The sequence below is a fragment of the Zobellia roscoffensis genome, assembly GCF_015330165.1.
Taxonomy (GTDB): Bacteria; Bacteroidota; Bacteroidia; order Flavobacteriales; family Flavobacteriaceae; genus Zobellia; species Zobellia roscoffensis.
Map to the genome: position 1 here is coordinate 3,925,157 of NZ_JADDXT010000002.1, position 23,908 is coordinate 3,949,064.

General features: G+C 36.7%; 23 protein-coding genes. 10 read left to right on the plus strand and 13 right to left on the minus strand.

From position 1 onward, the window contains the following. Positions 1-12: 12 nt before the first annotated feature. The gene (locus IWC72_RS15780) at positions 13-705 is read right to left on the minus strand and encodes an ABC transporter ATP-binding protein (protein ID WP_194527137.1); all 693 of its coding nucleotides are present in this window, start codon (positions 703-705) and stop codon (positions 13-15) included. 203 nt (positions 706-908) lie between these two features. On the opposite strand from IWC72_RS15780, the gene folE reads away from it, so the two are divergent. The 5 genes from folE (at position 909) to IWC72_RS15805 (ending at position 4,849) form a co-directional block, all read left to right on the plus strand. After that, positions 909-1,508: a GTP cyclohydrolase I FolE gene (gene folE, locus IWC72_RS15785; protein WP_194527138.1), complete on the plus strand. Its 600-nt coding sequence runs from the start codon at positions 909-911 to the stop codon at positions 1,506-1,508. A 94-nt stretch (positions 1,509-1,602) separates the two neighbouring features. Then, positions 1,603-1,908 carry a hypothetical protein gene (locus IWC72_RS15790; protein WP_194527139.1) on the plus strand — a complete coding sequence of 102 codons (306 nt, stop codon included), beginning with the start codon at positions 1,603-1,605 and terminating at the stop codon, positions 1,906-1,908. 295 nt (positions 1,909-2,203) lie between these two features. Further along, positions 2,204-3,424, plus strand: coding sequence for a sulfite oxidase (locus tag IWC72_RS15795; protein ID WP_194530418.1), 1,221 nt, complete (start codon positions 2,204-2,206; stop codon positions 3,422-3,424). After that, entirely contained in the window at positions 3,425-3,913 is a 489-nt protein-coding gene (locus tag IWC72_RS15800; RefSeq protein ID WP_194527141.1) for a monoheme cytochrome C, read from the plus strand. It begins immediately after the preceding gene. A gap of 42 nt (positions 3,914-3,955) precedes the next feature. Next, positions 3,956-4,849, plus strand: coding sequence for a sterol desaturase family protein (locus tag IWC72_RS15805; protein WP_194530419.1), 894 nt, complete (start codon positions 3,956-3,958; stop codon positions 4,847-4,849). 275 nt (positions 4,850-5,124) lie between these two features. On the opposite strand, the gene IWC72_RS15810 is transcribed toward IWC72_RS15805, so the two are convergent. The 6 genes from IWC72_RS15810 to IWC72_RS15835 all read right to left on the minus strand — a co-directional run bounded on the left by IWC72_RS15810 (position 5,125) and on the right by IWC72_RS15835 (position 10,144). Then, positions 5,125-5,427, minus strand: coding sequence for a DUF6787 family protein (locus IWC72_RS15810; RefSeq protein ID WP_194527143.1), 303 nt, complete (start codon positions 5,425-5,427; stop codon positions 5,125-5,127). A gap of 28 nt (positions 5,428-5,455) precedes the next feature. Beyond that, positions 5,456-5,914: a DUF6146 family protein gene (locus tag IWC72_RS15815; protein WP_194527144.1), complete on the minus strand. Its 459-nt coding sequence runs from the start codon at positions 5,912-5,914 to the stop codon at positions 5,456-5,458. A 102-nt stretch (positions 5,915-6,016) separates the two neighbouring features. Then, complete coding sequence (locus IWC72_RS15820) at positions 6,017-6,649, minus strand: DUF937 domain-containing protein (protein ID WP_194527145.1); 633 nt, start codon at positions 6,647-6,649, stop codon at positions 6,017-6,019. 262 nt (positions 6,650-6,911) lie between these two features. After that, positions 6,912-7,862, minus strand: a complete 951-nt coding sequence (locus IWC72_RS15825) for a D-2-hydroxyacid dehydrogenase (RefSeq protein WP_194527146.1) — start codon at positions 7,860-7,862, stop codon at positions 6,912-6,914. Positions 7,863-7,963: 101 nt separating this feature from the next. Further along, positions 7,964-9,028, minus strand: a complete 1,065-nt coding sequence (gene serC, locus IWC72_RS15830) for a 3-phosphoserine/phosphohydroxythreonine transaminase (RefSeq protein WP_194527147.1) — start codon at positions 9,026-9,028, stop codon at positions 7,964-7,966. A 75-nt stretch (positions 9,029-9,103) separates the two neighbouring features. Further along, positions 9,104-10,144 carry an acyl-CoA reductase gene (locus tag IWC72_RS15835; protein ID WP_194530420.1) on the minus strand — a complete coding sequence of 347 codons (1,041 nt, stop codon included), beginning with the start codon at positions 10,142-10,144 and terminating at the stop codon, positions 9,104-9,106. A 131-nt stretch (positions 10,145-10,275) separates the two neighbouring features. On the opposite strand from IWC72_RS15835, the gene IWC72_RS15840 reads away from it, so the two are divergent. The 3 genes from IWC72_RS15840 (at position 10,276) to IWC72_RS15850 (ending at position 14,436) form a co-directional block, all read left to right on the plus strand. Next, entirely contained in the window at positions 10,276-10,629 is a 354-nt protein-coding gene (locus tag IWC72_RS15840; RefSeq protein WP_194527149.1) for a 4Fe-4S dicluster domain-containing protein, read from the plus strand. A 177-nt stretch (positions 10,630-10,806) separates the two neighbouring features. Continuing rightward, the gene (gene ychF, locus IWC72_RS15845; protein ID WP_194527150.1) at positions 10,807-11,901 is read left to right on the plus strand and encodes a redox-regulated ATPase YchF; all 1,095 of its coding nucleotides are present in this window, start codon (positions 10,807-10,809) and stop codon (positions 11,899-11,901) included. 207 nt (positions 11,902-12,108) lie between these two features. Continuing rightward, the gene (locus IWC72_RS15850) at positions 12,109-14,436 is read left to right on the plus strand and encodes an ATP-dependent helicase (protein ID WP_194527151.1); all 2,328 of its coding nucleotides are present in this window, start codon (positions 12,109-12,111) and stop codon (positions 14,434-14,436) included. Positions 14,437-14,572: 136 nt separating this feature from the next. On the opposite strand, the gene IWC72_RS15855 is transcribed toward IWC72_RS15850, so the two are convergent. Further along, the gene (locus tag IWC72_RS15855) at positions 14,573-16,468 is read right to left on the minus strand and encodes a DUF5018 domain-containing protein (RefSeq protein WP_194530421.1); all 1,896 of its coding nucleotides are present in this window, start codon (positions 16,466-16,468) and stop codon (positions 14,573-14,575) included. 219 nt (positions 16,469-16,687) lie between these two features. On the opposite strand from IWC72_RS15855, the gene IWC72_RS15860 reads away from it, so the two are divergent. After that, on the plus strand, positions 16,688-17,308 hold the full coding sequence (locus IWC72_RS15860; protein ID WP_194530422.1) for an L-threonylcarbamoyladenylate synthase: 621 nt from the start codon (positions 16,688-16,690) through the stop codon (positions 17,306-17,308). A 99-nt stretch (positions 17,309-17,407) separates the two neighbouring features. On the opposite strand, the gene IWC72_RS15865 is transcribed toward IWC72_RS15860, so the two are convergent. The 3 genes from IWC72_RS15865 to IWC72_RS15875 all read right to left on the minus strand — a co-directional run bounded on the left by IWC72_RS15865 (position 17,408) and on the right by IWC72_RS15875 (position 19,825). After that, a complete protein-coding gene (locus IWC72_RS15865) occupies positions 17,408-18,262 on the minus strand; it encodes an OmpA/MotB family protein (protein ID WP_194527154.1) in 855 nt (284 codons plus the stop codon). Positions 18,263-18,364: 102 nt separating this feature from the next. Then, positions 18,365-19,366: a glycosyltransferase family 2 protein gene (locus tag IWC72_RS15870; protein ID WP_194530423.1), complete on the minus strand. Its 1,002-nt coding sequence runs from the start codon at positions 19,364-19,366 to the stop codon at positions 18,365-18,367. A 12-nt stretch (positions 19,367-19,378) separates the two neighbouring features. Then, positions 19,379-19,825 (minus strand): type I restriction enzyme HsdR N-terminal domain-containing protein, encoded by a 447-nt coding sequence (locus tag IWC72_RS15875; RefSeq protein WP_194527156.1) that lies wholly within the window; start codon positions 19,823-19,825, stop codon positions 19,379-19,381. A gap of 26 nt (positions 19,826-19,851) precedes the next feature. On the opposite strand from IWC72_RS15875, the gene holA reads away from it, so the two are divergent. Beyond that, on the plus strand, positions 19,852-20,853 hold the full coding sequence (gene holA, locus IWC72_RS15880; RefSeq protein ID WP_194530424.1) for a DNA polymerase III subunit delta: 1,002 nt from the start codon (positions 19,852-19,854) through the stop codon (positions 20,851-20,853). Position 20,854: 1 nt separating this feature from the next. Here holA and IWC72_RS15885 read toward each other — a convergent pair whose 3' ends face one another. Then, a complete protein-coding gene (locus IWC72_RS15885; RefSeq protein WP_194527158.1) occupies positions 20,855-21,229 on the minus strand; it encodes a DoxX family protein in 375 nt (124 codons plus the stop codon). Between the two features lie 144 nt (positions 21,230-21,373). Next, entirely contained in the window at positions 21,374-23,785 is a 2,412-nt protein-coding gene (locus tag IWC72_RS15890) for an alpha-ketoacid dehydrogenase subunit alpha/beta (protein WP_194527159.1), read from the minus strand. Between the last annotated feature and the right edge of the window lie 123 nt (positions 23,786-23,908).

Genomic DNA, 23,908 nt, shown 5'->3' on the forward strand with positions numbered 1-23,908 from the left:
TTAATAAAAATGTTACAGTTCAGGAGTGTCAAGAGCCACTTCTTTATTGACGATAAGGCCGTCTACCATGGTGAGTTTTCTATCGGCCATATCTGCCAATTGTTCGTTGTGGGTTACGATTACAAAAGTTTGTCCAAACTCATCACGTAACTCAAAAAAGAGTTTATGAAGGTTGTCTGCACTTTCTGAATCCAGATTTCCACTTGGCTCATCGGCAAAAATTATGGAAGGTTCGTTTACCAAAGCTCGTGCCACAGCAACCCTTTGCTGCTCACCACCGGATAACTCACTGGGTTTATGGTTATATCTCTTGGAAAGTCCTAAGAAGTCCAATAATTGTTTTGCCTTAATTTCAGCTTTCGCTTTAGGTGTATTTTTTATAAATGCAGGAATACACACGTTTTCCAAGGCAGTAAATTCAGGAAGCAATTGGTGAAACTGAAAGATAAAACCAATGTGTTCATTTCTAAACTTTGCCAGGTTTTTGTCCGATAGTTTGGTCACTTCCGTACCATTAATTAGAAGTTCACTTTCGTTGGGATTAGACTGAACGTCTAATGTTCCTAAAATCTGTAACAAAGTTGTTTTTCCTGCTCCAGAAGCCCCTACTATGGAGATAACTTCACCTTTTTTAATGTGAAGATCAACACCTTTCAGGACTTCTAAATCTCCATAAAACTTTTTAATATTACTAGCTTTGATCATATATGTTAATTCTTAATCCGCATGAAATCCATCAGAAAAACGAATCCTAAACTTTAGGAGATCGTAAAAGTAATGAAATTTGATGTGTACGGACTGATGATTCAGGAGTCCATTTTTGCTACAAAAAGAGTAAATTGGCCTTTTGGTATAGAAAACTGTACTTTTGTTCACTATTTTTACACTTTAAATAAACAAATAGCTTTATGGCACCCTATAGAAATTTAGAAGAGTACAATTTGGAAATCACAACGGAAGTCAAAGACCGATTTTCAAAAATAATAGATGGAATAGGAGAGGATGTTACTCGTGAAGGATTAGTAAAAACTCCCGAAAGAGCGGCAAAAGCAATGCTTTTTCTTACGCAAGGGTATCAACAAGATGCGGTAGAAATATTAAAAGGTGCTATGTTTAAGGAAGATTATGATGATATGGTCATTATTAAGGACATAGAATTATATTCGCTTTGTGAGCACCACATGTTACCATTTTTTGGTAAGGCTCATGTAGCTTACATACCAAATGGGCATATAGTTGGTTTGAGTAAAATACCGCGTGTGGTTGATGTGTTCGCACGCCGTTTACAAGTACAAGAGCGTCTTACCCATGACATTTTAGAATGTATAAACAACACATTAAAACCTAAAGGCGTGGCCGTGGTTATTGAAGCTTCTCATATGTGTATGATGATGCGTGGGGTTCAAAAACAGAATTCCGTTACAACAACATCAGGTTTTAGAGGGCAGTTTGAAAAAATTGAAACCCGAAATGAATTCTTGAAACTTATCAGTTCAGATTTATCTTAGCTCCTTTCTCTTCTACAGTTTAAAGTGAAAAGTTTCTTTGTGTTATTTTGGCACTCTTATTGCTTTTAATTGAGAGAATAAACAACTTTTCATCATGTCAAAAGAGAAAGAAGATAAATATAAAAAACTACTTCTAAGTTTGCTTTTTGATGGGATTGGCATGCTCTCGTTTGCTATTCCGTTTGTAGGCGAATTTTCGGATATTGTTTGGGCACCACTGGCCGGTTGGCTCATGACTCGTATGTATAAAGGTAAAATAGGTCAAGGTGCAGGTATAGTAACTTTTTTAGAAGAAATTATACCTGGTTTGGATGTAGTACCAACGTTTACTATAATGTGGTTGTATACGTATGTATTTAGAAAGTCCAAGAAAGCGGAAACATTAGGAATTAGTTCTTAATTTTTTGTTAAATCATATAAACCTCAATTTATCACCTCGCGACAAATTATCTAAAAAATCTATCGATTTAGTAGGTGTTTGTTTACATTATTCATTTTTAATTCTTTAAGTCCTATTCAAGGTAAATTGTGCTCATCTATTATGTTTAATAGGCTCAACAATGGTAAGCTGGTTTTGTTCAATCTTTTTTGAGAGTAACACAACTAAAACCTTAAAAAAAAATTAAATTCTTAAAATAGCATAGAGGGGTATATTAAATAGCTATAACTTTGAGTAAAACCCAGACCTAGATTTTATGCAAAGAAGAAAGTTTATTGGTAAGGCTGCGCTTGCATCTTTGGCCAGTATTGTGGGAGCCGATATTGTTTACGGTTCTAAAATGACCGAAAATTATATTCCATTGGCTCTTCAAGATCCAGACCCTTTTAAATTGTTTAAAAAAGATGAGGACATGGTGGTTCTGAATGACAAACCATGGAACATGGAAGCTCAGGCTCATCTTTTAGACGATAAGATTACTCCTAACAGGGCTATTTTTGTTCGTAACAATGGACTTATACCAGAAGAGATTGATGTAAATAACTGGACGCTCACCATAGATGGAGAATCTGTAAAACAGAAGAAGACGTATACTCTTGCAGAGCTAAAATCTAAATTTAAACAACATACATACCAATTAACACTAGAGTGTGGAGGTAATGGAAGGAGTGAGTTTGATCCCCCTGCAAAAGGGAATCAATGGACAATAGGAGCAGTTTATTGCGCCAGTTGGACAGGAATTAGATTGCGTGATGTGCTTGAGGATGTCGGAATAAAGGATGATGCCGTTTATTTTGGGTATCACGCTGCAGATGTACATTTAAGTCGGGACCCTGGTAAAGAGCCCATTTCTAGAGGTGCTCCAATGGCAAAGGCGCTTCAGGATGAAACTATATTGGCTTTTAAAATGAACGGAGAGGACATTCCGTTGGTGCACGGTTATCCACTTCGTGTTATTGCTGGTGGTTGGCCTGCTTCGGTTTCAGGGAAATGGCTGCAACGTATTAGTATTAGAAATATAGTACATGACGGCACTAAAATGACTGGTACGGCGTACAGGGTGCCTTGTAAACCTGTAGCCCCTGGTGAAAAAGTAGCAGATGAAGATATGTGCATCATTGAATCTATGCCGGTAAAATCATTGATAACCTACCCTAAATCTGGCGCCACTATCTCCAAAGGGAAAAAATTAACCGTTAGAGGTCATGCTTGGGCGGGTGAATTGGAAGTGGCTAAAATGGAATTTTCCATAGATTTTGGAGCTACTTGGAAATCATGTAGCTTGGATAAGCCTGCCAACAGATTAGCATGGCAGCATTTCTCTGCAGAGGTAGAATTTCCTCAAGAAGGGTATTATGAGGTGTGGGCAAAAGCAACGGATGCTACAGGAGTTAGTCAACCTATGCTGTTGCCAGGTTGGAATCCGAAGGGATATTTAAATAACGCGTGTCATAGGATAGCCGTAAAAATTGCGTAGATGAAAAAACATAATCACGACAAACTGAAGCAGGAGTTTCAGGGGTTTTATCGTATATTAATTTTGACTTGCGTAGTAGTAGCTCTTTTTTCAGTGGCTATGATTTACTTTATGGCAGACCCTACTATGTCTACTTTTAAAAGTACAGTGCCAGATCCTGATATCGTTTCGGTACCGGCAGAAGAAGATGATTTTGATAAAATAGAAGACGGTATTCATGTGCGTACTGGTTTTGTTGAAGCACCAGGGATGATGGAGACTGTTCAAAACTGTACAAATTGTCATTCTGCAAAACTGGTAATGCAAAACCGAATGAATAAGGAACGATGGAAAACGACCATCAAATGGATGCAGGAAACCCAAAACTTATGGGATTTGGGTAAAAATGAGGATATAATCATCGATTATTTGGTGACTAATTACCCACCTAAAAAGAAGGGTAGAAGAGAGGTTCTTACTGATGTTGATTGGTATGAATTGAAAGATTAAACCTTTTTTACCGACTAGTTTAGAGCTAACCAATCCAAAACCATGGAAAAATATTTAGATGCATTTCTGAATTCCTTTATAGGAACTCTAAATTGGACATGGAAATCTATTCTGTTTGATGTGCCTTGGTATACCAATTATTTTTGGGGAATTATATTGCTGTCTATTCTAGTTTGGATTCTTGAAATTGCTTTTCCTTGGCGGAAAAATCAGGCGATTTTCAGGAGTGATTTTTGGTTAGATGCGTTCTATATTTTTTTCAATTTCTTTTTATTTACTATTGCTATTAGTGGGTTTTATAAGTTGTTGGAAATGTTGTTTTTAGATACGGTAATTTCATTTAATACTTTGGCTATTTTTAATATAGAAAATTGGCCGTCCATATTACAATTAGCAGTCTTTTTTGTCTTATTGGATTTTGTGCAATGGTTTACCCATATGCTATTGCATAGGTATGCCTTTTTATGGGAATTTCACAAGGTGCACCATAGTGTGAAAGAGATGGGTTTTGCTGCACACATGCGTTACCATTGGATGGAAAACATCTTCTACAAGCCGCTAAAAACTTTTGCTGTAATGATTTTAGGCGGATTTGAGCCTGAGCAAGCGTATATAGTTCATTTTTTTGCCATTTCTATCGGTCATCTGAACCATTCCAATATAAAACTTACTTGGGGTCCATTGAAGTATATTTTCAATAATCCGGTTATGCACTTATATCATCATGCGTACGAACTTCCTGAAAATCGAAAGAACGGGGTTAATTATGGTATAAGTTTAAGTTTGTGGGATTACATATTTAAAACAGATTATATTCCAGAGGATAGCGGTTTGGTTCCTTTAGGTTATGAAGGTGATGATGAGTTGCCCAAAAGCTTTTTCGGTCAGCTTGTTCATGGATTTAATTTCAGACAGAAAAATAAGAAGGCAAACTAATTTCAAAGTGATTTTCTAAGTGGATGCTTGTCTTGAAATAGTCCTGCAGTTTAATGAGAAATAATATTAAAGTATTACATGTAATAAATGCATGTAAATTAATGTATTTAAGTGAATTAAGAGTTTAAAAATAGAGTCTAGTGTGATTTTGTATATTGATAACGGAACTCAAATCTATTTAATGCAATGAGAATATTGAATGATGCTCATAATCTTATTTAACTCAGTTGATTAAAGTAGTAAGTGCGCATAGATTAGACTAAGAAATACACCAATTACTTTAGAAGAAATCCGAGCCCAATTCTACTGATCATTTTCTTTTCAAAATTCCAAAAGAATTGAAACTGACCAAAAAGCCATCCAAATGCCACTAAGAGTACTTGGTATATGGGGAATATAAGTAATATACGGGCCGTCCAGTACAGCCAAACGTTTGTAGTTTCACTATCAAGGCCTATGAATGTTGTTACAGGAGCCGCCAATTTAGCCGCTGTTGAGCCAGTAATAGCAAACACCAAAAAAATAACTGCAATCTGAAAATTAGAGTCTATGCCCCAACGTTGTTTTAATTTTTTCATAACATGAATGTCCCGCAAATATAAACAATCAAATTCTTGGTACAAAAGGACCTAGGCGTTGATTGTATTTTCGTTGAAAATAAATAAAATAATTATAGAGCTTGTAATTTACTTCGTAACCATAATCCGTATGAGGTTCATAGTTGATTTGTTGTTCATATAGACTAGGGTTAAAACGCATGGGTTGAGCAACTCTTTGGTTGTAATTGGTAACGAAAACCTGATTTCTATTTTCCATGTATGATTGTGAATAGAAATTACGGGGCTTGGCTATACTCTGTAGCCAAAAATTAAATCCAGGCTCAATAATTATAATTTCATATTCGGTGGAATCATCGGCAATGGTAATAGTGTCGCCTTCTTTTTGTTGAAACGCAGCCTTTTCGTCTTCAGAAATAGAAACAGTTTCTTTTGTTGTTTTGCAGCTACTTACGATGCATAAAGTAAAGAAAGAAATTATTCCTAAAAGAAAATATAGCTTTTTCATGACTTGGTCCTTGTTTAAAACTGCAATGCGATAAAAATCAATTTACAAAAAAAACCGCTCGTGTGAACAAGCGGCTTTTTGTATTTTAGTAAGGTGTTCCGATTATTTTCCGAATAAACCACCTAGCATACCGCCAATACCTCCTTTATTCCCACCAAGAGCCATAGAAGCTACATCGTCAAGAATACTACCATCGCCATCAGAATCCAAGAAAGATTCTATTAATGATTGTTGTTGGTTGCCAGAATCGCCGCCACCCATTAGTCCGCCAAGAAGGTTGCCAATGCCACTTGAGTCACTAATATTTTGTTCTTGTGTTTGCTTGCCTAGAAATCCAAGAAGAATAGGGGCTGCTACCTTTAAAATTGTAGAAACAGAGCCAGCGTCCATTCCAGATTTTTGACTTAAAGCATTTTCTACGGTAGCTTGTTTGCCTCCTAAAACATGACCTAGTATACCTGCGCCATCATCCATAACAGATTGGTCTACGCCACCGCTAAAAAGGCCACCAAGATTATCTAAAATACCACCGTTATGTTTCCCTGAAAGGGCACTCATTAAACCCTGAGCACCTTCTGGAGAGGATGCGTTTTTTTTCATTGCGCCCATTAAAACTGGCAAGGCCATACTTAATACACTGCCTGTTTGGTCCGTAGAGTTACCGGTCTGGCTGGCTACACCACTTATTAACTGTTTGCCCATTGGGCTACTTAATAAATCTAATAATCCTGACATAATGCTTAGTGTTTTATAATTGGATAACAATTTACGAAAAAGATTTCTTCAAAATTGTGTAAAGAGAAAAAGAACAATATGTAGCAAAGAAAAAATAAAGGTTTCAAAAAGTGGTAATGTATTATTTTACAAGTTTTTAATGCTGTTATTTTAATGGTTAAATTAACTTAATGATCGATTTTTAGGCATGGATAAAACGTAAAAAAACCTCGTTGAAAACAATAGATCAACGAGGCGTTTTGTATTTTAAAAATTTCTCTATTTATTTTAGGAGCGAGATAATCTGTTCTGCTAATTCCGTTCCAATTCGGTTTTGAGCTTCTCCAGTAGCTCCTCCAATATGTGGAGTTAGGGAGATATTAGGATGCATAAGTATTCTAATTTCCGGATTGGGCTCTGACTCGTAAACATCAAGACCGGCAAAAATGACATTACCATTTTCCAAAGCATCAACAAGGGCAACTTCATCCAAAACTCCGCCACGTGCAGCATTTATAATACCAACACCTGGTTTCATCATTTCAAACTCTTCTTTTCCTAAAACATAGTTCTTTTGAGCGGGAACATGAAGGGTTATAAAGTCCGAGGTAGATACTAGTGTTTCTTTTGTTTGAGACTCAAGATTAAAGGTTGCCGATTGTCCGTCGTAAAATGCAACGTCAATTGATGCTTGTTCTAGATATGGGTCGTAAAAAATAACTTTCATACCAACACCTATGGCTATTTTGGCGGTAGCTTGACCTATTCTTCCAAAACCAATTATTCCTAAAGTTTTCCCGCGAAGCTCTATTCCGGAAGCATAAGATTTTTTTAAGCTTTTGAAGTTGCTATCGCCTTCAAGGGGCATATTTCTATTGGCATCGTGTAAATAGCGAACACCTCCAAAGAGATGTGCAAAAACGAGTTCTGCTACAGAAGATGATGAAGCAGCCGGTGTGTTAATGACGTGTAGTCCTTTTTCTTTGGCGTATTCCACATCAATATTATCCATACCAACACCGCCTCTACCTATCAATTTAAGGGTAGGGCAGTTATCAATAAGGTCTTTTCTTACCTGTGTGGCGCTTCGTACCAGTAAAGCCGAAATGTCGTTTTCATTTATAAAATTTTGTAACTGCTTTTGAGCCACTGTGGTAGTAAGCACTTCAAAACCGGAGTCTTCAAGTGCTTTTATGCCAGGTTTTGCTATTCCGTCGTTTGCAAGTATCTTCATTCTATTCGGAAAATTTATTAGTATTACTCTCAATAAAAAAATATCGTCCGTTGGTATGTACTAACGGACGTATTTTTAAAACTATAGTGACTAGGGTTTGTCTACCCTTTTCTTTCCATTTCGCTCATAACATCTACAAGAACACCTACGCTCTCTAGTGAGAGTGCATTATACATAGAGGCACGGTAACCACCAACAGAACGGTGACCATTTATACCATTTATGCCAGCTTCTTTACATAGGGCATCAAAAGTATCTTTTAGTTTATCATCTGTCAAATTAAAAGTAGCGTTCATGTTAGAACGGTCTTCTTTATTTGCATAACCTTTAAAAACAGGATTTAGGTCAATTTCAGAATAAATTAACTGTGCTTTCTTCTCGTTAATTTCGTCAATAGCAGTAATACCACCTGCATTTTTCAACCATTCTAAAGTTAACATAGAAGTGTAAACCGCAAAAACAGGAGGTGTATTAAACATACTGTCTTTTGAAATGTGTACTTGGTAATTCAACATGCTAGGAATTTGTCTGGAAACTTTACCTAGAACATCATCTTTTATAACCACTAGAGTAGCTCCTGCCGGCCCCATATTCTTTTGGGCTCCTGCGTAAATTAAATCGAACTGAGAAAAATCCAATTGACGAGAGAAAATATCTGAACTCATGTCGCATACCAATGGTACATTGGTGTTTGGAAATTTCTTTATTTGCGTTCCAAAAATAGTATTGTTTGAAGTCAGGTGTAAATAGTCAAGTCCCTCGGGAATTGAATACCCTTTTGGTATATAATTGAAATTTTCATCTTTTGAAGAGCCAACCTCAACAATTTCACCGAACATTTTGGCTTCTTTAATGGCTTTTTCGCTCCAAGTACCCGTGTTAAGATATCCGGCTTTTTTTTCTAGAAGGTTGTAGGCCGTCATTAAAAACTGCATGCTAGCACCACCTTGAAGAAAGATTGCTGAATATCCCTTTCCTTCTAATCCTAAAAGCTCAATAGCCAAGCTTCTAGCATTTTCCATTACTTCTACAAAATCTTTACTACGATGTGAAATCTCTATTAGGGAAAGCCCCGAGCCATTAAAATCCATTATAGCTTCTGAAGCTTTTAATAATACTTCTTGAGGCAAAATACATGGGCCGGCACTAAAATTATGTTTTTTCATAAGGCTTATAAAAATTTAAGAGGTAAAGGTCTTCAATTTAAAGGAAAATAGAGTTATGTATTAACAAAAAATCTACTAGGTTCTTAACAGGAAATCAACAGTATCTATATTGTCCGCATAGTCACTTAAGGAAGGTTTTTGGGTTAGCCCAAAAGCTATTTCTTCTTTGGTAACATGTTCTCCTACAATACACTGCAATTCATTTGAGTCTGTAGCGAGACGTTCTTTTAATGAATCTAAATTTTTATAACGCTCATAAAATAGAGAAGCAATAGGAGAGGAATAGCTCTTGTCTTCTTTTAAGATAAGAAACCCATTATCTAGTATTTTGAATTCGGACATAAGGTAAACAGCCTTATTATAATCGTAATTATTAGCATATTTATCATGGTCTACAATGGGGTGGTATGGGTAAATTGCTTCAAAAAGCGTAGCAAAATCATACTCTTCAGGAACAAAAACTTTGCTCACACTACGGCACCCTAATCCGTAATATCTAAAAATATCCTCGCCCAAAGCATTCAGTTGTTGCTTTGATTCATTTCCGGTCAGTACAGCAATAGAATTTCTATTCTTCCGTATAATATGAGGACCTTTGCTGAAATAGTGTTCAAAATAGCGGGAAGTATTATTACTTCCCGTAGCGATTACAGCGTCAAAGCCTTTCAGTTTTCCATCTACTATCTCAATTGTTTCTTTAAATACAGGTTCAATAGAGCAGAGGTAACTGTTTAAAAACAAAATAAGTACATTATCATTGGAAGATAATTTAACCAACACTTTATTTCCTGTGATGAGTACTGATAAAAAATCATGAAAACCGACTAACGGAATATTTCCTGCCATAATCAACGCTACGGTTTTTGGACTATTCTTATTCAAATCATAAGACACCAACCAAGCAGAAAGGTTTTCTTCCGTTAATAGTTCTCCCCAGCTTTTTAGTGAGTGGACAACATTTTCTCTTGTAAACCAACCGTTTTTATGTCTGGACAAAGTAATGGCATCGTCTAATTTTTGAGACCGTTCGTCCGTTGGTGTTTCTGATGTAACAAACTGCCTTAGAAAGTGGCCGAGTTTAACAAATGCAATAAAAGTTTTGTGATGGTCGTTCATATATTTGTTCAAAATTGTATTCCGAAGTACCTTTGTGCAAAAGTAAGAATACTGAATTGATTTTTCTTTTTGATTACGAAATGAAAATATAACGAACAGCTTTTAAGTCTGTTCAGCTTAAATTGAATAATATGGCAATAGTTATAACGGATGAATGTATTAATTGCGGAGCTTGTGAGCCGGAATGCCCTAATACTGCAATTTACGAAGGTGCTGATGAATGGCGCTATAATGATGGTACTTCTCTTGAAGGCGATGTAGTGCTTCCTGATGGGAAAGCTGTAAATGCAGAAGAGGTGCAAGAACCTATTAGTGATGAGATTTATTATATTTCACCAGATAAGTGTACGGAATGTATGGGCTTTCATGAAGAGCCGCAGTGCGCAGCGGTATGCCCTGTAGACTGTTGTGTACCGGATGAAGACCATGTAGAGTCTGAAGAAACGCTATTGGCAAAGCAAAAATTCATGCACCCCGACGGTTAGTAAATTAAAGAACTTTTCCGGTCGAAAGACCAAGAATAAAACCCGAGCAATGCTCGGGTTTTTTGTTTCTTAATTTTTGAGGTCTATATATGCCTTTATACGTTATCTTTGCAACCTGAAAAAGAAAAACGAAAGATCAAAAGCGTCAATCGCTTCTAAAATTTAACGTTCAATTACATGAAAGCAGGTATCGTCGGGTTGCCAAACGTAGGAAAATCAACCCTTTTTAATTGTCTCTCCAATGCCAAAGCGCAAAGCGCCAATTTTCCTTTTTGTACCATAGAACCTAATATTGGGGTTGTTAATGTACCCGATGCAAGATTGCAAAAATTAGAGTCTTTAGTTGATCCAGAGCGTGTTCTCCCGGCAACTGTTGAAATTGTTGATATTGCAGGTTTGGTAAAAGGAGCAAGTAAAGGAGAAGGATTAGGTAATCAGTTTTTGGGGAACATCCGCGAAACTGACGCTATTCTGCATGTATTACGTTGTTTTAATGATGATAATATTGTGCATGTGGATGGTTCTGTAGACCCTATAAGGGACAAAGAGACCATTGATATGGAGTTGCAGCTAAAAGACCTTGAAACAGTAGACAAAAAACTGGATAAGGTAAAACGTGCTGCCAAAACGGGTAATAAAGAAGCTCAAAAAGAAGAAGCTGTTCTTTTAAAATTGAAAGCAGGATTAGAAGCAGGAACGTCTGTTCGTGCCATTGATATTTCTGATGATGATAGAGAAGAATATGTAAAACCATTACAATTCATTACGGATAAACCTGTAATGTATGTTTGTAATGTTGATGAAGCAGCGGCTGCTACAGGAAATGACTATGTTGAAAAAGTAAAAGCTGCCGTTGCTCAAGAAAATGCTGAAGTAGTTGTTTTGGCCGTTGGAACAGAAGCAGATATTACAGAGTTAGAAACATATGAAGAGCGTCAAATGTTCCTAGAAGATCTGGGCCTTGAAGAACCTGGTTCTGCCAAGTTAATCCGTGGGGCTTATAAATTATTAGATTTAGAAACCTATTTTACTGCGGGTGTAAAAGAAGTACGTGCATGGACTATTCCTGTTGGTGCAACTGCTCCACAGGCAGCAGGTGTTATACATACAGATTTTGAGAAAGGCTTTATTCGCGCAGAAGTTATTGCTTACAATGACTATGTACAGTTTGGTAGCGAAGCTAAAGTAAAGGAAGCCGGTAAAATGCGAGTAGAAGGTAAAGAATACATAGTTAAGGATGGCGATGTAATGCACTTTAGGTTCAATGTATAATTCGTTAAGAAGGAAAGAACTATCATATAGCTCTCTATATTGAGTTTTTCGTAAAATCATATTTTAAAGACCACATAAGTATAACTTTTGTGGTCTTCCTTTATTTTAACAGTTATTTGTCCATACTGTTTATAAAAGAAATCAACATCATTTTAGGATAAGCCTATTTATGGTTAAATTCACAATTCTAAAAAATACTCTAGCAAATTGAAGAATTTCATAGATGAATTGAACGATGCCCAAAGAGCGCCCGTTCTTCACAAAGACGGTCCACTAATGGTTATTGCGGGTGCAGGGTCTGGCAAGACAAGAGTGCTTACCTTTCGGATTGCCTACTTAATGCAGCAAGGCGTTGACCCTTTCAATATTTTGGCACTGACCTTTACCAATAAGGCGGCGCGTGAAATGAAAGAGCGTATTGCTAAGATCGCGGGTAGATCCGAGACCAAAAACCTTTGGATGGGAACGTTTCACTCTGTTTTTGCAAAGTTGTTGCGGTATGATGGAGATAAATTAGGCTTCCCGAGTAATTTCACCATTTATGATACACAAGACTCTCAGCGTTTATTAGCTTCCATAATTAAAGAAATGGGGCTTGACAAGGACATTTATAAGTATAAACAAGTACAGAACCGTATTTCGTCTTTTAAGAATAGCCTTATTACGGTTAAAGCATATTTGAACAATCCTGATTTGGTAGAGGCAGATGCCATGGCTAAAAGACCTAGAATAGGAGAGATATACCAAAATTATGTAGACCGCTGTTTTAAAGCGGGTGCAATGGATTTTGATGACCTTTTACTTCGTACAAACGAACTATTAAATCGTTTCCCTGAAGTATTGGCAAAATATCAGGATCGGTTTAGGTATATTTTGGTAGATGAGTACCAAGATACCAACCACTCGCAATATCTTATTGTAAAAGCTCTTGCAGATCGTTTTCATAACATTTGCGTTGTGGGTGATGATGCACAGAGTATTTATTCTTTCCGTGGTGCTAACATTAGTAATATCTTAAATTTCCAGAAAGATTACGACAATGTAGGTATGTATCGTCTAGAACAGAATTACAGGTCTACTAGAAATATTGTAAACGCAGCCAATTCCATAATTGCGAATAATAAAGAGCAGTTAGAGAAAGTAGTTTGGACCTCAAATGATGATGGCGGAAGCATAAAAATACACAGGAGTACCACTGATGCAGAAGAAGGTAGGTTCGTTGCGGGTTCCATTTGGGATCACAAAATGAACGAACAATTAGATAATGGTCAGTTTGCAGTTTTGTACCGTACCAACTCGCAATCACGTGCTATTGAAGATGCCTTAAGAAAGCGTGATATTCCCTACCGTATTTACGGTGGACTTTCTTTTTATCAACGTAAAGAAATTAAGGACGTTTTAAGTTATTTGCGCTTGATCATTAACCCTAAAGATGAGGAAGCGCTAAAACGGATTATCAATTTCCCTGCTCGTGGTATAGGTCAAACCACTTTAGATAAGCTAACGGTGGCAGCCAATCATTATAATCGTTCTATTTTTGAGGTTATTCAAAACCTTGATAAGATTAATTTAAAAATTAATGCTGGTACGCAACGAAAACTTCAGGATTTTACCACCATGATCCAAAGTTTTCAAATCATGAACAAAACAACCGATGCTTTTGTTTTAGCCGAACATGTGGCCAAAAAAACAGGTGTTCTTTTAGAGTTTAAAAAGGATGGTACACCAGAAGGAATTGGCAAGATGGAGAATATTGAAGAGCTGCTCAACGGTATTAAAGATTTTGTTGAGGGGCAGAAAGAAATAGACGAAGCTACTGGTAGTATTAGTGAGTTTCTGGAGGATGTTGCCCTGGCAACCGATTTGGATAATGACAAGGGAGATGATGATCGCGTGGCTTTGATGACTATTCATCTAGCTAAGGGGCTTGAATTTCCGTATGTGTATATTGTTGGGATGGAGGAAGACCTTTTTCCTTCCGGCATGAGTATGAATACCCGTAGTGAATTGGAAGAGGAGCGAAGGTTGTTTTACGTAGCATTAACGCGTGCAGAGAAACAGGCCTATCTTACATATACCCAAAATAGATACCGATGGGGAAAATTGATAGACGCTGAACCGAGTCGGTTTTTAGAGGAAATCGATGAAAAATATGTAGAGAACCTTACGCCAATTGATACTGGGTATCGCTACAAGCCACTTTTGGATAATGATATTTTTGGGGAAGTAGATAAAAGTAGATTAAGGCAGGCTAAACCAGTAGGCGGAACACCTCCTAGCCGTAAAAAACCGAATGAAACACAGCTTAGGAAGTTAAGAAAATTGAAACCTGAACTGGCTACTCCTGTTGGGAATACCAATTCTGTAGACCCAAATTTAGCTGAAGGCAGTGTTATTAACCACACTCGTTTTGGTCGTGGTAAAGTAATAAAAATTGAAGGCATAGGTAACGATAGAAAAGCCGAAATTCAATTTGAAAAAGGAGATATAAAGAAATTGCTACTTCGTTTTGCTAAGTTAGAGGTAATAAGCTAATTGATAACTATTTTTCTCGATAACCGAGATTAAATGCCTAGTGGACTTGCCCGGAGGTAGTTTTACATGAAACAAAAAGCCCCATGAATAGATTTCATGGGGTTTTTCTATTTGTCATATATGTGGGCGGGGTATGTTAATGCTGAAAAACAATTGAGAAAGGAATTTCATAGGTTACTCCATTATCAGTAACCAAGACCTTACCATCACTTTTTTGATCCATTTCATTAAGATAATTATCCTCTAGTTGGCCTGTTACTACAGAAGTAGGGTAGTTTAAGAAGTTCTTCACACTCAACGAATTTTCTACAAAAAGTATTTCATCAACCTGAATGCCTTCAATGCTTTCATTGAATGTTATTCTTGCTTGTTTGTAAAATGGTTTATCTGACTTAACACCTATAATGGCTTCGGTTACAACTAGTGTAGGATGTGTTGAAGCGGGTTGTAATATTTCAATCTCTATACCTGTCTCAGCATCATTATTGTTATTGTACCCTATAAGGTTATTTTTCAATTTAAGTTCATAACTGCCACTCTGAACTTTATCCGGAATCGGAAGGCTCAGAGTATTTTCACTGTTTGACTCTACTGGAAAACGATATGAAAGGTCTTTTCCGCTAGCATCCGTTGATGCTAAAACTATTTCAGAAAACTCTCTAAATATATACTCTCCCTTATTTGCAAAGTATAGGTTTTCTCCGGTAACGGTCAGCATATCACCTTTTGTATATACATTTTTGCTAACGGATGCATTTTTAGGACTTCCTCCAGAAACCACTGGGATAGCTTTTCCCCAGTAGTCTATAAGATTGTATTCATATATTTCTCCATCAAGATGAATAGCAAATTTGTAATCGATACCGTTGGGCGCATCTGCAGTATCCAGGTCAGGAAGGGTGAGAACAAAACTCTCATTACCGGACCCAGAGCTATAGGTTGCATTTGTAAATTCATATGCTACACCATCCTTTTTGAGGCTAAAAGTATAATCTTCTAAGCGAGAATGATCTAAGTACAAATTAGCAGAAATGTGAGCTCCAGGGCGGCTTATAACCCTGTCCAATTCGCCATTAATACTAGCATGGCTAAAGTTGGGTGTTCCTTTGCTAAAACGAAGGTCACTATCATTAGTTTCTGTACTATTATCATGTTCAATAAAAATCTCAATCTCATACCTTCCATTTAAATATGATTCTGGTAATCTAGCTGTTACAGCATCACTTCTATAGGATGTATTTTCAATCTTTTCAACAATTAACGGTGTACTTTCACGGGTATGGCTGTTTATCAAATTGACTTTAACACTGTCCAAAATTGGATTGGTGGGATAGGCGTTAAAAGTAATGGTTTCGCCAGGTGCTTTATCGGCAAACATATTTATGCTAAAAGGTGGTAGCTCAACTTGATCAAGACGATTGTCCACACTAACAATATATTTCTTAGAGTCTCCTGAATGGAAAGTAACCGTATAAGTAACTGGATTGGTAAAGTCTAATGTTTCGTCAGATTTAGGTATACTAGTAGCTCCCTCAGGAAGATTAAGGTGAAGCTTTAGAGCCGGAATATTGCTTAGATATGGAATACGATACTGAATTGAATCTGCCTCAGCTTCCGGTTGTTTAATATGGTTAAAATTACTTCTACCTTCAGCCAGATTCATGAAACTAAAAACGACATTTTTGTTTTCGGCATCTTCGTCTTCATTGGCAAGGTTAACTTTATAAATATTGGTGGTGCCGTTTTCCGCGGTAACCGTATAAATTACTTCTTTGGTAAAGTCTTGTGCAACACCGGATTTTGGCGAGATTGTTGCTTTTTCTGAAATGGTTATTACAGGAGTTAAACCCGTCAGATTAATTTCAGCAGGAAATGTGTGTAAGATTTCATTGGAATTGATCACTAGTTGATTTTTTGTGTCTTGAATAGTTACGCTAAATTCCAGTAATTCATTCTTGTCACTTTTTGATTGTGTTTCTTCGGTTTCATTAGAATCTTTAGAGCACGAGACAAAAATTAAAAGAAAACACATTGATAATTTAAATAAGGGGGAGAGTTTCATAAAATAGGGTCTTTAGTTTTATTTCATCGATTTTTATAACGTTTTACGCTATATTTTATTTGTATAATTCGATGAACGGTTTTTGGTGAAATTTTGTTCTTTTGGTTTAGTTATGGGAATAAATTGGTTAGCCAAATTGGATAAAGAAAAATGGATTATTTTTGAAGTGGAGTTAATGATGATAATGTTATGGCTGAGTTTATAAGAATTTACGAAGAGAACCCTAACCCTAAAGAAATTAATAGGGTAGTGGAGGTACTAAGAAAAGGAGGTTTGGTTATCTATCCTACAGATACCGTTTATGGTTTGGGGTGTGATATTACCAACTCGCGTGCACTTGAAAAAATAGCCCGAATAAAGGGTATAAAATTAGCCAAGGCCAATTGGTCTTTTATATGTGAGGATCTCAGCAATCTTTCTGATTATGTGCGTCAAATAGACACGGCTACATTTAAAATATTGAAAAGGGCATTACCTGGTCCGTATACTTTTATTCTTCCGGGTAATACAAATTTGCCTAAAGACTTTAAAAAGAAAAAGACCGTAGGCATTCGTGTGCCTTATAATTCTATAGCTAAAGCTCTTGTGGAGGGTTTGGGCAACCCTATAGTGTCAACTTCTATTAGGGATGATGATGATTTATTGGAGTATACTACCGATCCGGAACTCATTTATGAGAAGTGGGAGAATTTGGTAGATGTTGTGATTGATGGCGGATATGGAGATAATATGGCGTCTACAGTGATTGATCTGTCTACTGGCGAGCCTGAAGTTCTTAGGGAAGGCAAGGGTAGTCTAGATATCTTTTAAGTTGGGTATTAGTTGTTTATTTATAAAACGAGAATATTGGACATAAAAAAACCGCTACTTAATTTAAGTAGCGGTTTTTACTTATGCTTTTATAGCTTCTTAGTTGTTGATGGCAGGATCATCCATACCTTCTTCAATCATGCTATAGAACTGATCAATTTTAGGAAGTACAACAATACGTGTTCTTCTGTTTTTTGATTTTTCAGTTGTAGAAACAGGAACATACTCTGATCTACCGGCAGCAGTCATACGCTTAGGGTCAACATTATAATCATTCTGTAAAATTCTAACTACGGCAGTAGCACGCTTTACACTTAAATCCCAGTTGTCTAATAAAACGCCATGTCTTCCGTAAGGAACATCATCAGTATGGCCTTCTACCATAAACTCAAAATCTGGCTTGTTGTTCACAACTTGTGCAACTTTTCCAAGAATATTTTTTGCTTTGCTAGTAACATTGTAGCTACCACTACTAAACAATAATTTATCTGAGATAGATACAAAAACAACACCTTTTTCTACACTAATTTGAATGTCTTCGTCATCTAAGTTACCTAAAACACCTTTTAAGCTCTGAACCAAAGAAAGGTTTACAGAATCTCTTCTAGTGATTGCATCTTGTAACTTACGAATAGTAAGATCTTTCTCTTGTAAGCTTTCCAAAGACTTCTCAAGGTTCTCGGCACCTTTAGATGTCAAGGTAGTCAAGTTGCCCATGTTATTGATCAACTCTTGGTTATTCGCTTTTAAAAATGAATTCTGATCTTGTAATGTTTTTAGTCTAGAACTAGCAGTAGCCTTTTCTTCTAAACAATCGTTCAATTTAACCGTTGCGGAATTTAAAAGATCCTGAGCTTCCTTGTGCTTGGTTTCTAAATCTGAATACTTCTTCTGTGAAACACATGAGGACAACAACAAGGTCACTCCTAAACAGCCTAAAATTAATTTCTTCATAATGAGAGTTACTAGTATTTAATGTTTGTTATTTGATTTTTTTATAAGCGTCACTAAGCTACAAAATTATATAATCGTCAAGCTCAGTATTGGTAAAATTAGTTAATGTTTTACTAAATCGTTAAAATTCTTTATATGATGTACGAAATGCTGCCATACAATGGACTTCACCTTATAATACTTTGGGATAAAATTAGCTTTTTCACGCCTTTTATACATCTTTCCAAAATGTCTATAAAAACTTAAATGCGCCTTTAAAATGGCAAAACAGTGCGTGAATTTTAGCTGAAAAATGAAGCGTAAAGCCGCAACACCATCTGACAAGAGGCGTATGAGTACTAAAATCAATGCTTTTCTTCGTGGTAAGTTTTTCATCAAGGAAAAAAGAGAATTTCTAAAATTAAGAAAAGTCTTTTTCGGATTCATGTTACTTAGGGTTGAACCTCCCAAATGATAGACATGAGAAGTACCTACATATAAGATTTTATATCCCTTATTTTTTGCTCTCCAACATAAATCAACCTCTTCTTGATGGGCAAAGTAATCTTCGTCAAAACCTTTTAAATCCCAAAAGACATCACTTTTAATGAACATACATGCTCCAGTAGCCCAGAATATTTCAATAATATCATCATATTGACCTTTGTCTTCCTCTAGTTCCTGAAAAATTCGACCTCTACAAAACGGATAGCCCAGCTGATCAATGAAGCCACCACCTGCACCTGCATATTCAAAATGATCTTTACGCATCAAATCGAGGATTTTTGGCTGAATAATGGCCGCATCCTTATTTTCGTTAAATGCTTTAATGATAGGTTCTAACCATCCCTCTGTAACTTCTACATCAGAATTTAGAAGACAGTATACATCTGCTTCAACACTTTTTAAGCCTATATTATAGCCTGTGGTAAATCCGCCATTTTTAGCGTTTTGAACAACGGTGACATTAGGGTAGTTGGTCTCAACAAAAGCCACAGAGCCATCCGTAGATGCGTTATCTACAACGTATATATCTGCACCATCGGAATATTGAATGACCGATGGCAGGTACCTTTCAAGAAGTACCTCTCCGTTCCAATTAAGTATGACTATGGCTATACGCAAGACGATGGCAAATTAACGGCTAAAATCAGGAATATTCCTTAGAAAAGTATACTTTTCTGACGTAAAATCCATTTTACAATAAAAATGGTCAAGTCCATTGGTCACCATCAGGAAGTCTGCTTTAAGTTCTAGGTTATAGCGCGCTATTTGATCAAAGGTAATTTGGCTAATACTTATTTCGGGAGCTTTGCATTCTACGAGTATGTGAATGCTCCCATCTGAATTAAAAACAACTACATCATACCTTTTTTTAATGTTATTGATAATCAGCTGTTTCTCCACATTTACTAAGCTTTTTGGGTATTTTTTTTCTATCACAAGATAATTAACCACATGTTGTCTTACCCATTCTTCCGGTTGCAGAACCACAAATTTTTTGCGTATGGTGTCAAAAATACGCACGTTATTTTCGCTACTTTTGAAACGGAATTTATACTCAGGGAAATTAAGGGGTACCATATAGCAAATTTGATGATTTTTTTTGGATGGATGAAGCAAAACAAATAGTTAACGATATTAAAAACGGCATAATTAAACCCATATATTTTTTATTTGGGGAGGAGCCCTATTATATTGATGCCATTGCCTCATATATTGAGAAAAATTTACTTGCGGAAGAGGAAAAGGGTTTTAATCAAATGGTTCTTTATGGAAAAGATGTAACCATAGATGATATTGTTGCTAATGCAAAAAGATATCCTATGATGGCAGAACGTCAAGTAGTCATTGTTAAAGAGGCTCAGCATTTAGTGCGCACCATTGAAAACTTGACCGCTTATGTAGATAACCCCCAAGTAACAACGGTATTGGTTGTTTGTTATAAGTACAAAAAATTAGACAAGCGTAAGAAGCTATATAAGTCGGTGCAAAAGGCTGGGGTTCTTTTTGAGAGCAAAAAGCTATACGAAAACCAAGTTTCTGATTGGATTAGGAAAAATTTACAGGGAAGGGGATACAACATTTCTCATAAAGCTGCAATTCTACTTACTGAGTATTTAGGAACTGACTTGAGCCGTATTAATAATGAAATAGAAAAGCTTCAACTGGTATTGCCAAAACAGAGTGAGATTACCCCAGCAGAGATTGAAGCTCACATTGGTATTAGTAAAGATTATAATAATTTTGAGCTGAAAAAGGCCATTGGTGAGAGAAATGTGCTGAAAGCCACGCGGATAATCAATTATTTTGCGCAAAACCCAAAAGATAATCCATTTGTTCTCACCGTTACTTTATTACATACCTTTTTTAGTCAGCTTTTGCAATACCATGGTTTAAAGGATCATTCTCCCAAAAGTGTTGCGAGCGCACTACGAATTAACCCGTATTTTGTGGGTGAGTTTCAGACAGCGGCACGAAATTATCCTATGAGAAAAGTAAGCGGAATTATATCTGCTCTTCGTGAAATGGATTTGAAAGGAAAAGGAGTAGGAGCTAACGTTAATTCACAAGCAGATCTTTTAAAAGAACTATTGGTGAAAATTTTATAAGTTATCTTTTGTCTATACTGAATTTTCCGGGTCCTAAAAGAATAATAGAAACGAATACCGCAAAATAAATTAAGGCTAACTCTTTCTTCTGAAAAGGGTCTGCTCCATGTATAAGGAAGGCTGCAACTGCCATAGTAACAGCTGTAGGTATGGCTACCCATCTGGTCTTAAAGCCAAATATGATTAAAATTGGACAAACCAACTCTGCTAGCACAGCTAAAAATAAAGAAGGTGTTGCGCCTATACCTATAGGGTCCGCAAATTCAACACCATTGATTAACATTTGCAATTTTCCATATCCATGAACAGCCATCATTGCAGATGCTGAGATTCGTAATAGAGCTAGGCCAATATCTTTCAAAAGTGTGTTAGACATGTATTTTTTAATTTGTATTAATGATAAAAGTATTGTTTTTTACGAATTGACCAAAATACAAATGAAACAAATAATTCTACTGGAACAACTTGGTTTATGGTGCTGTTAGTAAATTAAATACCAATAGGTTTGATAACGAAGTGTTTAGCGTAGTTTAGGGAAGCTTTCAGGGTCTAATTCATTCATAATCGCATATACTTTTTCAAATACATCTTCTGTATTGGGTTTTGAAAAATAGTCGCCATCCGTGCCATATGCGGGTCTGTGAGGTTGGGCGCTTAAAGTTTGTGGTGCGGAGTCTAAATAGGCATATGCTCCTTGATTTTCTATAATTTCGCGAAGCAAATAAGCTGAACATCCCCCAGGGACATCTTCATCTATCACCAATAATCTATTTGTTTTCTTTACACTTTCTAAAGTGTCATGGTGTATATCAAATGGCAGTAAAGTTTGTGCATCGATTACTTCGGCGTCAATACCAACTTCTTTTAATTCTTCAGCAGCTTTTAATACAATTCTAAGTGTAGATCCATAGGAGACCAAAGTAATGTCACTCCCGTGTTTAAGAGTTTCAACTTTACCGATAGGTGTACAGAATTCCCCCAGGTTTACCGGTTTTCTTTCTTTTAGCCTGTAGCCATTTAAACTTTCAATTACAAGCGCAGGCTCATCTGTTTTTAAAAGGGTATTATAAAAACCTGCCGCTTGCGTCATGTTTCGCGGAGAAAGAATATACATGCCACGGAGTGAATGAATCAATGTTCCCATAGGAGAACCTGAATGCCATATACCCTCTAGACGATGCCCTCTTGTACGCACAATTAAAGGTGCTTTTTGTTTTCCAAAAGTCCGGTACCTTAAACAGGCTACATCATCTGTTAGTGTTGCTAGAGCATAAAATATGTAATCTAAATATTGAATTTCGGCTATAGGTCGGAGCCCTCTCATGGCCATTCCTGTTCCTTGCCCAATAATGGTAGTTTCCCGTATGCCCGTATCTGCTACTCGGAATTTACCATATTTCTTTTGCAGTCCCTCAAGGCCTTGGTTTACATCACCAATAGCACCACTGTCTTCACCAAAAACCAGACTGTTGGGGTATTTTTCAAATATCTTGTCAAAATTATCGCGTAGAATAACGCGTCCGTCAACGTTTTCTATTGTGTCTGCATAAACCGGTTTGATTTCTGCAACATTCTTAGCACCTGTAGGGCCATCATTATATAAATTGGCACTATATTTTGGTTGAGTTTCTTTAAGGAAAGAGTTCGTCCAGTTTAAAAGTTCCTGTTTTTCCGAAAATGACTCTCCAATTAAATATCTTAACGCTTTTCTTGAACTTACAGCTAAATCTTTTTTAACGGGCTCTTCAATGGCTATGAGATCGTTTTTTACTTTTGCTATAAAGTTTTTGTTCTGGCTTTTAGCAGATGTTTTATCCAATAATTGGACTAGCTCTTTTTTGAGTGCTTTGTGCTCCTCTAGGTATTCTGACCATGCTTCTCTTTTTGCAGAACGTACTTCTCTAACGATATTCTTTTCTATTGCTTTAAGTTCTTCGTCCGTAGTAATTCCGGTTTCAAGAATCCACTCACGAAAACGCTTGTTACAGTCATTTTCTTTTTCCCATTCTAGCCTTTCAGCATCTTTATAACGTTCATGTGAACCAGAAGAGGAATGGCCTTGGGGCTGCGTAAGTTCTGTTACGTGAATAATAACGGGCACATGTTCGTCTCTAGCAATGTCAGAAGCATTTTCATAGGCATGCATAAGAGCCGTGTAATCCCATCCCTTAACTTTAAGGATTTCATAGCCTTCTTTTTCTTCGGTGCGCTTAAAACCGCTGAGCATTTCAGAAATATCTTCCTTAGTAGTATGATATTCAGCTGGTACGGAAATACCATAATCATCATCCCAAATACTAATTACCATTGGAACCTGAAGTACGCCTGCAGCATTAATTGTTTCTAAAAACATACCTTCACTGGTACTGGCGTTACCAATAGTACCCCAAGCTACTTCATTACCTTTGTTAGAGAAATTGGTTGCATCCACACCTTCTAAATTCCTATACATTTGCGATGCTTGGGCAAGTCCCAGCAACCGCGGCATTTGCCCGGCCGTACAAGATATATCTGCACTACTGTTTTTCTGTTCGGTAAGATTTTTCCAGCTACCATCCTCGTTAAGGCTGTGGGTCACATAATGACCGCCCATTTGTCTACCTGCGCTCATAGGCTCTTTCTCAATATCGGTAGTGGCATAAAGTCCATGAAACATTTCCTTAGGGTTCGTTAACCCCAAAGCTAGCATGAACGTTTGATCGCGGTAATATCCGCTTCGGAAATCACCATCTTTAAAAGAGCGGGCCATGGCCAATTGCGGCAGCTCTTTACCGTCTCCGAAAATCCCAAATTTTGCCTTACCGGTCAAAACCTCTTTTCTACCCAATAAACTTACTGTTCTGCTAAGAACGGCAATTTTGTAATCGCTTATAATTTGGGTCTTGAAATCATCAAACGTAATATCGTTACTTGTTTTAGGCGATGTATCCATTAAGCTGTGAGAATTTTCACAAAAATAGCAAACTAGAAGCATTTTTACAATGCTTGCACAACATACTTTATTAAAATATATTTAAAAAAGACTACGAACGAATGGTATTATGATAATTATCAG

Coding starts and splice junctions, on each gene's coding strand:
- IWC72_RS15840 (WP_194527149.1), top strand. CDS start 10,276: ATGGCAATAGTTATAACGGATGAATGTATTAATTGCGGAGCTTGTGAG.
- IWC72_RS15815 (WP_194527144.1), bottom strand. CDS start 5,914: ATGAAAAAGCTATATTTTCTTTTAGGAATAATTTCTTTCTTTACTTTA.
- IWC72_RS15890 (WP_194527159.1), bottom strand. CDS start 23,785: ATGGATACATCGCCTAAAACAAGTAACGATATTACGTTTGATGATTTC.
- IWC72_RS15810 (WP_194527143.1), bottom strand. CDS start 5,427: ATGAAAAAATTAAAACAACGTTGGGGCATAGACTCTAATTTTCAGATT.
- IWC72_RS15835 (WP_194530420.1), bottom strand. CDS start 10,144: ATGAACGACCATCACAAAACTTTTATTGCATTTGTTAAACTCGGCCAC.
- IWC72_RS15860 (WP_194530422.1), top strand. CDS start 16,688: ATGGCTGAGTTTATAAGAATTTACGAAGAGAACCCTAACCCTAAAGAA.
- IWC72_RS15780 (WP_194527137.1), bottom strand. CDS start 705: ATGATCAAAGCTAGTAATATTAAAAAGTTTTATGGAGATTTAGAAGTC.
- IWC72_RS15790 (WP_194527139.1), top strand. CDS start 1,603: ATGTCAAAAGAGAAAGAAGATAAATATAAAAAACTACTTCTAAGTTTG.
- IWC72_RS15865 (WP_194527154.1), bottom strand. CDS start 18,262: ATGAAGAAATTAATTTTAGGCTGTTTAGGAGTGACCTTGTTGTTGTCC.
- serC (WP_194527147.1), bottom strand. CDS start 9,028: ATGAAAAAACATAATTTTAGTGCCGGCCCATGTATTTTGCCTCAAGAA.
- IWC72_RS15805 (WP_194530419.1), top strand. CDS start 3,956: ATGGAAAAATATTTAGATGCATTTCTGAATTCCTTTATAGGAACTCTA.
- folE (WP_194527138.1), top strand. CDS start 909: ATGGCACCCTATAGAAATTTAGAAGAGTACAATTTGGAAATCACAACG.
- IWC72_RS15795 (WP_194530418.1), top strand. CDS start 2,204: ATGCAAAGAAGAAAGTTTATTGGTAAGGCTGCGCTTGCATCTTTGGCC.
- ychF (WP_194527150.1), top strand. CDS start 10,807: ATGAAAGCAGGTATCGTCGGGTTGCCAAACGTAGGAAAATCAACCCTT.
- IWC72_RS15825 (WP_194527146.1), bottom strand. CDS start 7,862: ATGAAGATACTTGCAAACGACGGAATAGCAAAACCTGGCATAAAAGCA.
- IWC72_RS15855 (WP_194530421.1), bottom strand. CDS start 16,468: ATGTGTTTTCTTTTAATTTTTGTCTCGTGCTCTAAAGATTCTAATGAA.
- IWC72_RS15800 (WP_194527141.1), top strand. CDS start 3,425: ATGAAAAAACATAATCACGACAAACTGAAGCAGGAGTTTCAGGGGTTT.
- IWC72_RS15885 (WP_194527158.1), bottom strand. CDS start 21,229: ATGTCTAACACACTTTTGAAAGATATTGGCCTAGCTCTATTACGAATC.
- IWC72_RS15875 (WP_194527156.1), bottom strand. CDS start 19,825: ATGGTACCCCTTAATTTCCCTGAGTATAAATTCCGTTTCAAAAGTAGC.
- IWC72_RS15820 (WP_194527145.1), bottom strand. CDS start 6,649: ATGTCAGGATTATTAGATTTATTAAGTAGCCCAATGGGCAAACAGTTA.
- holA (WP_194530424.1), top strand. CDS start 19,852: ATGGATGAAGCAAAACAAATAGTTAACGATATTAAAAACGGCATAATT.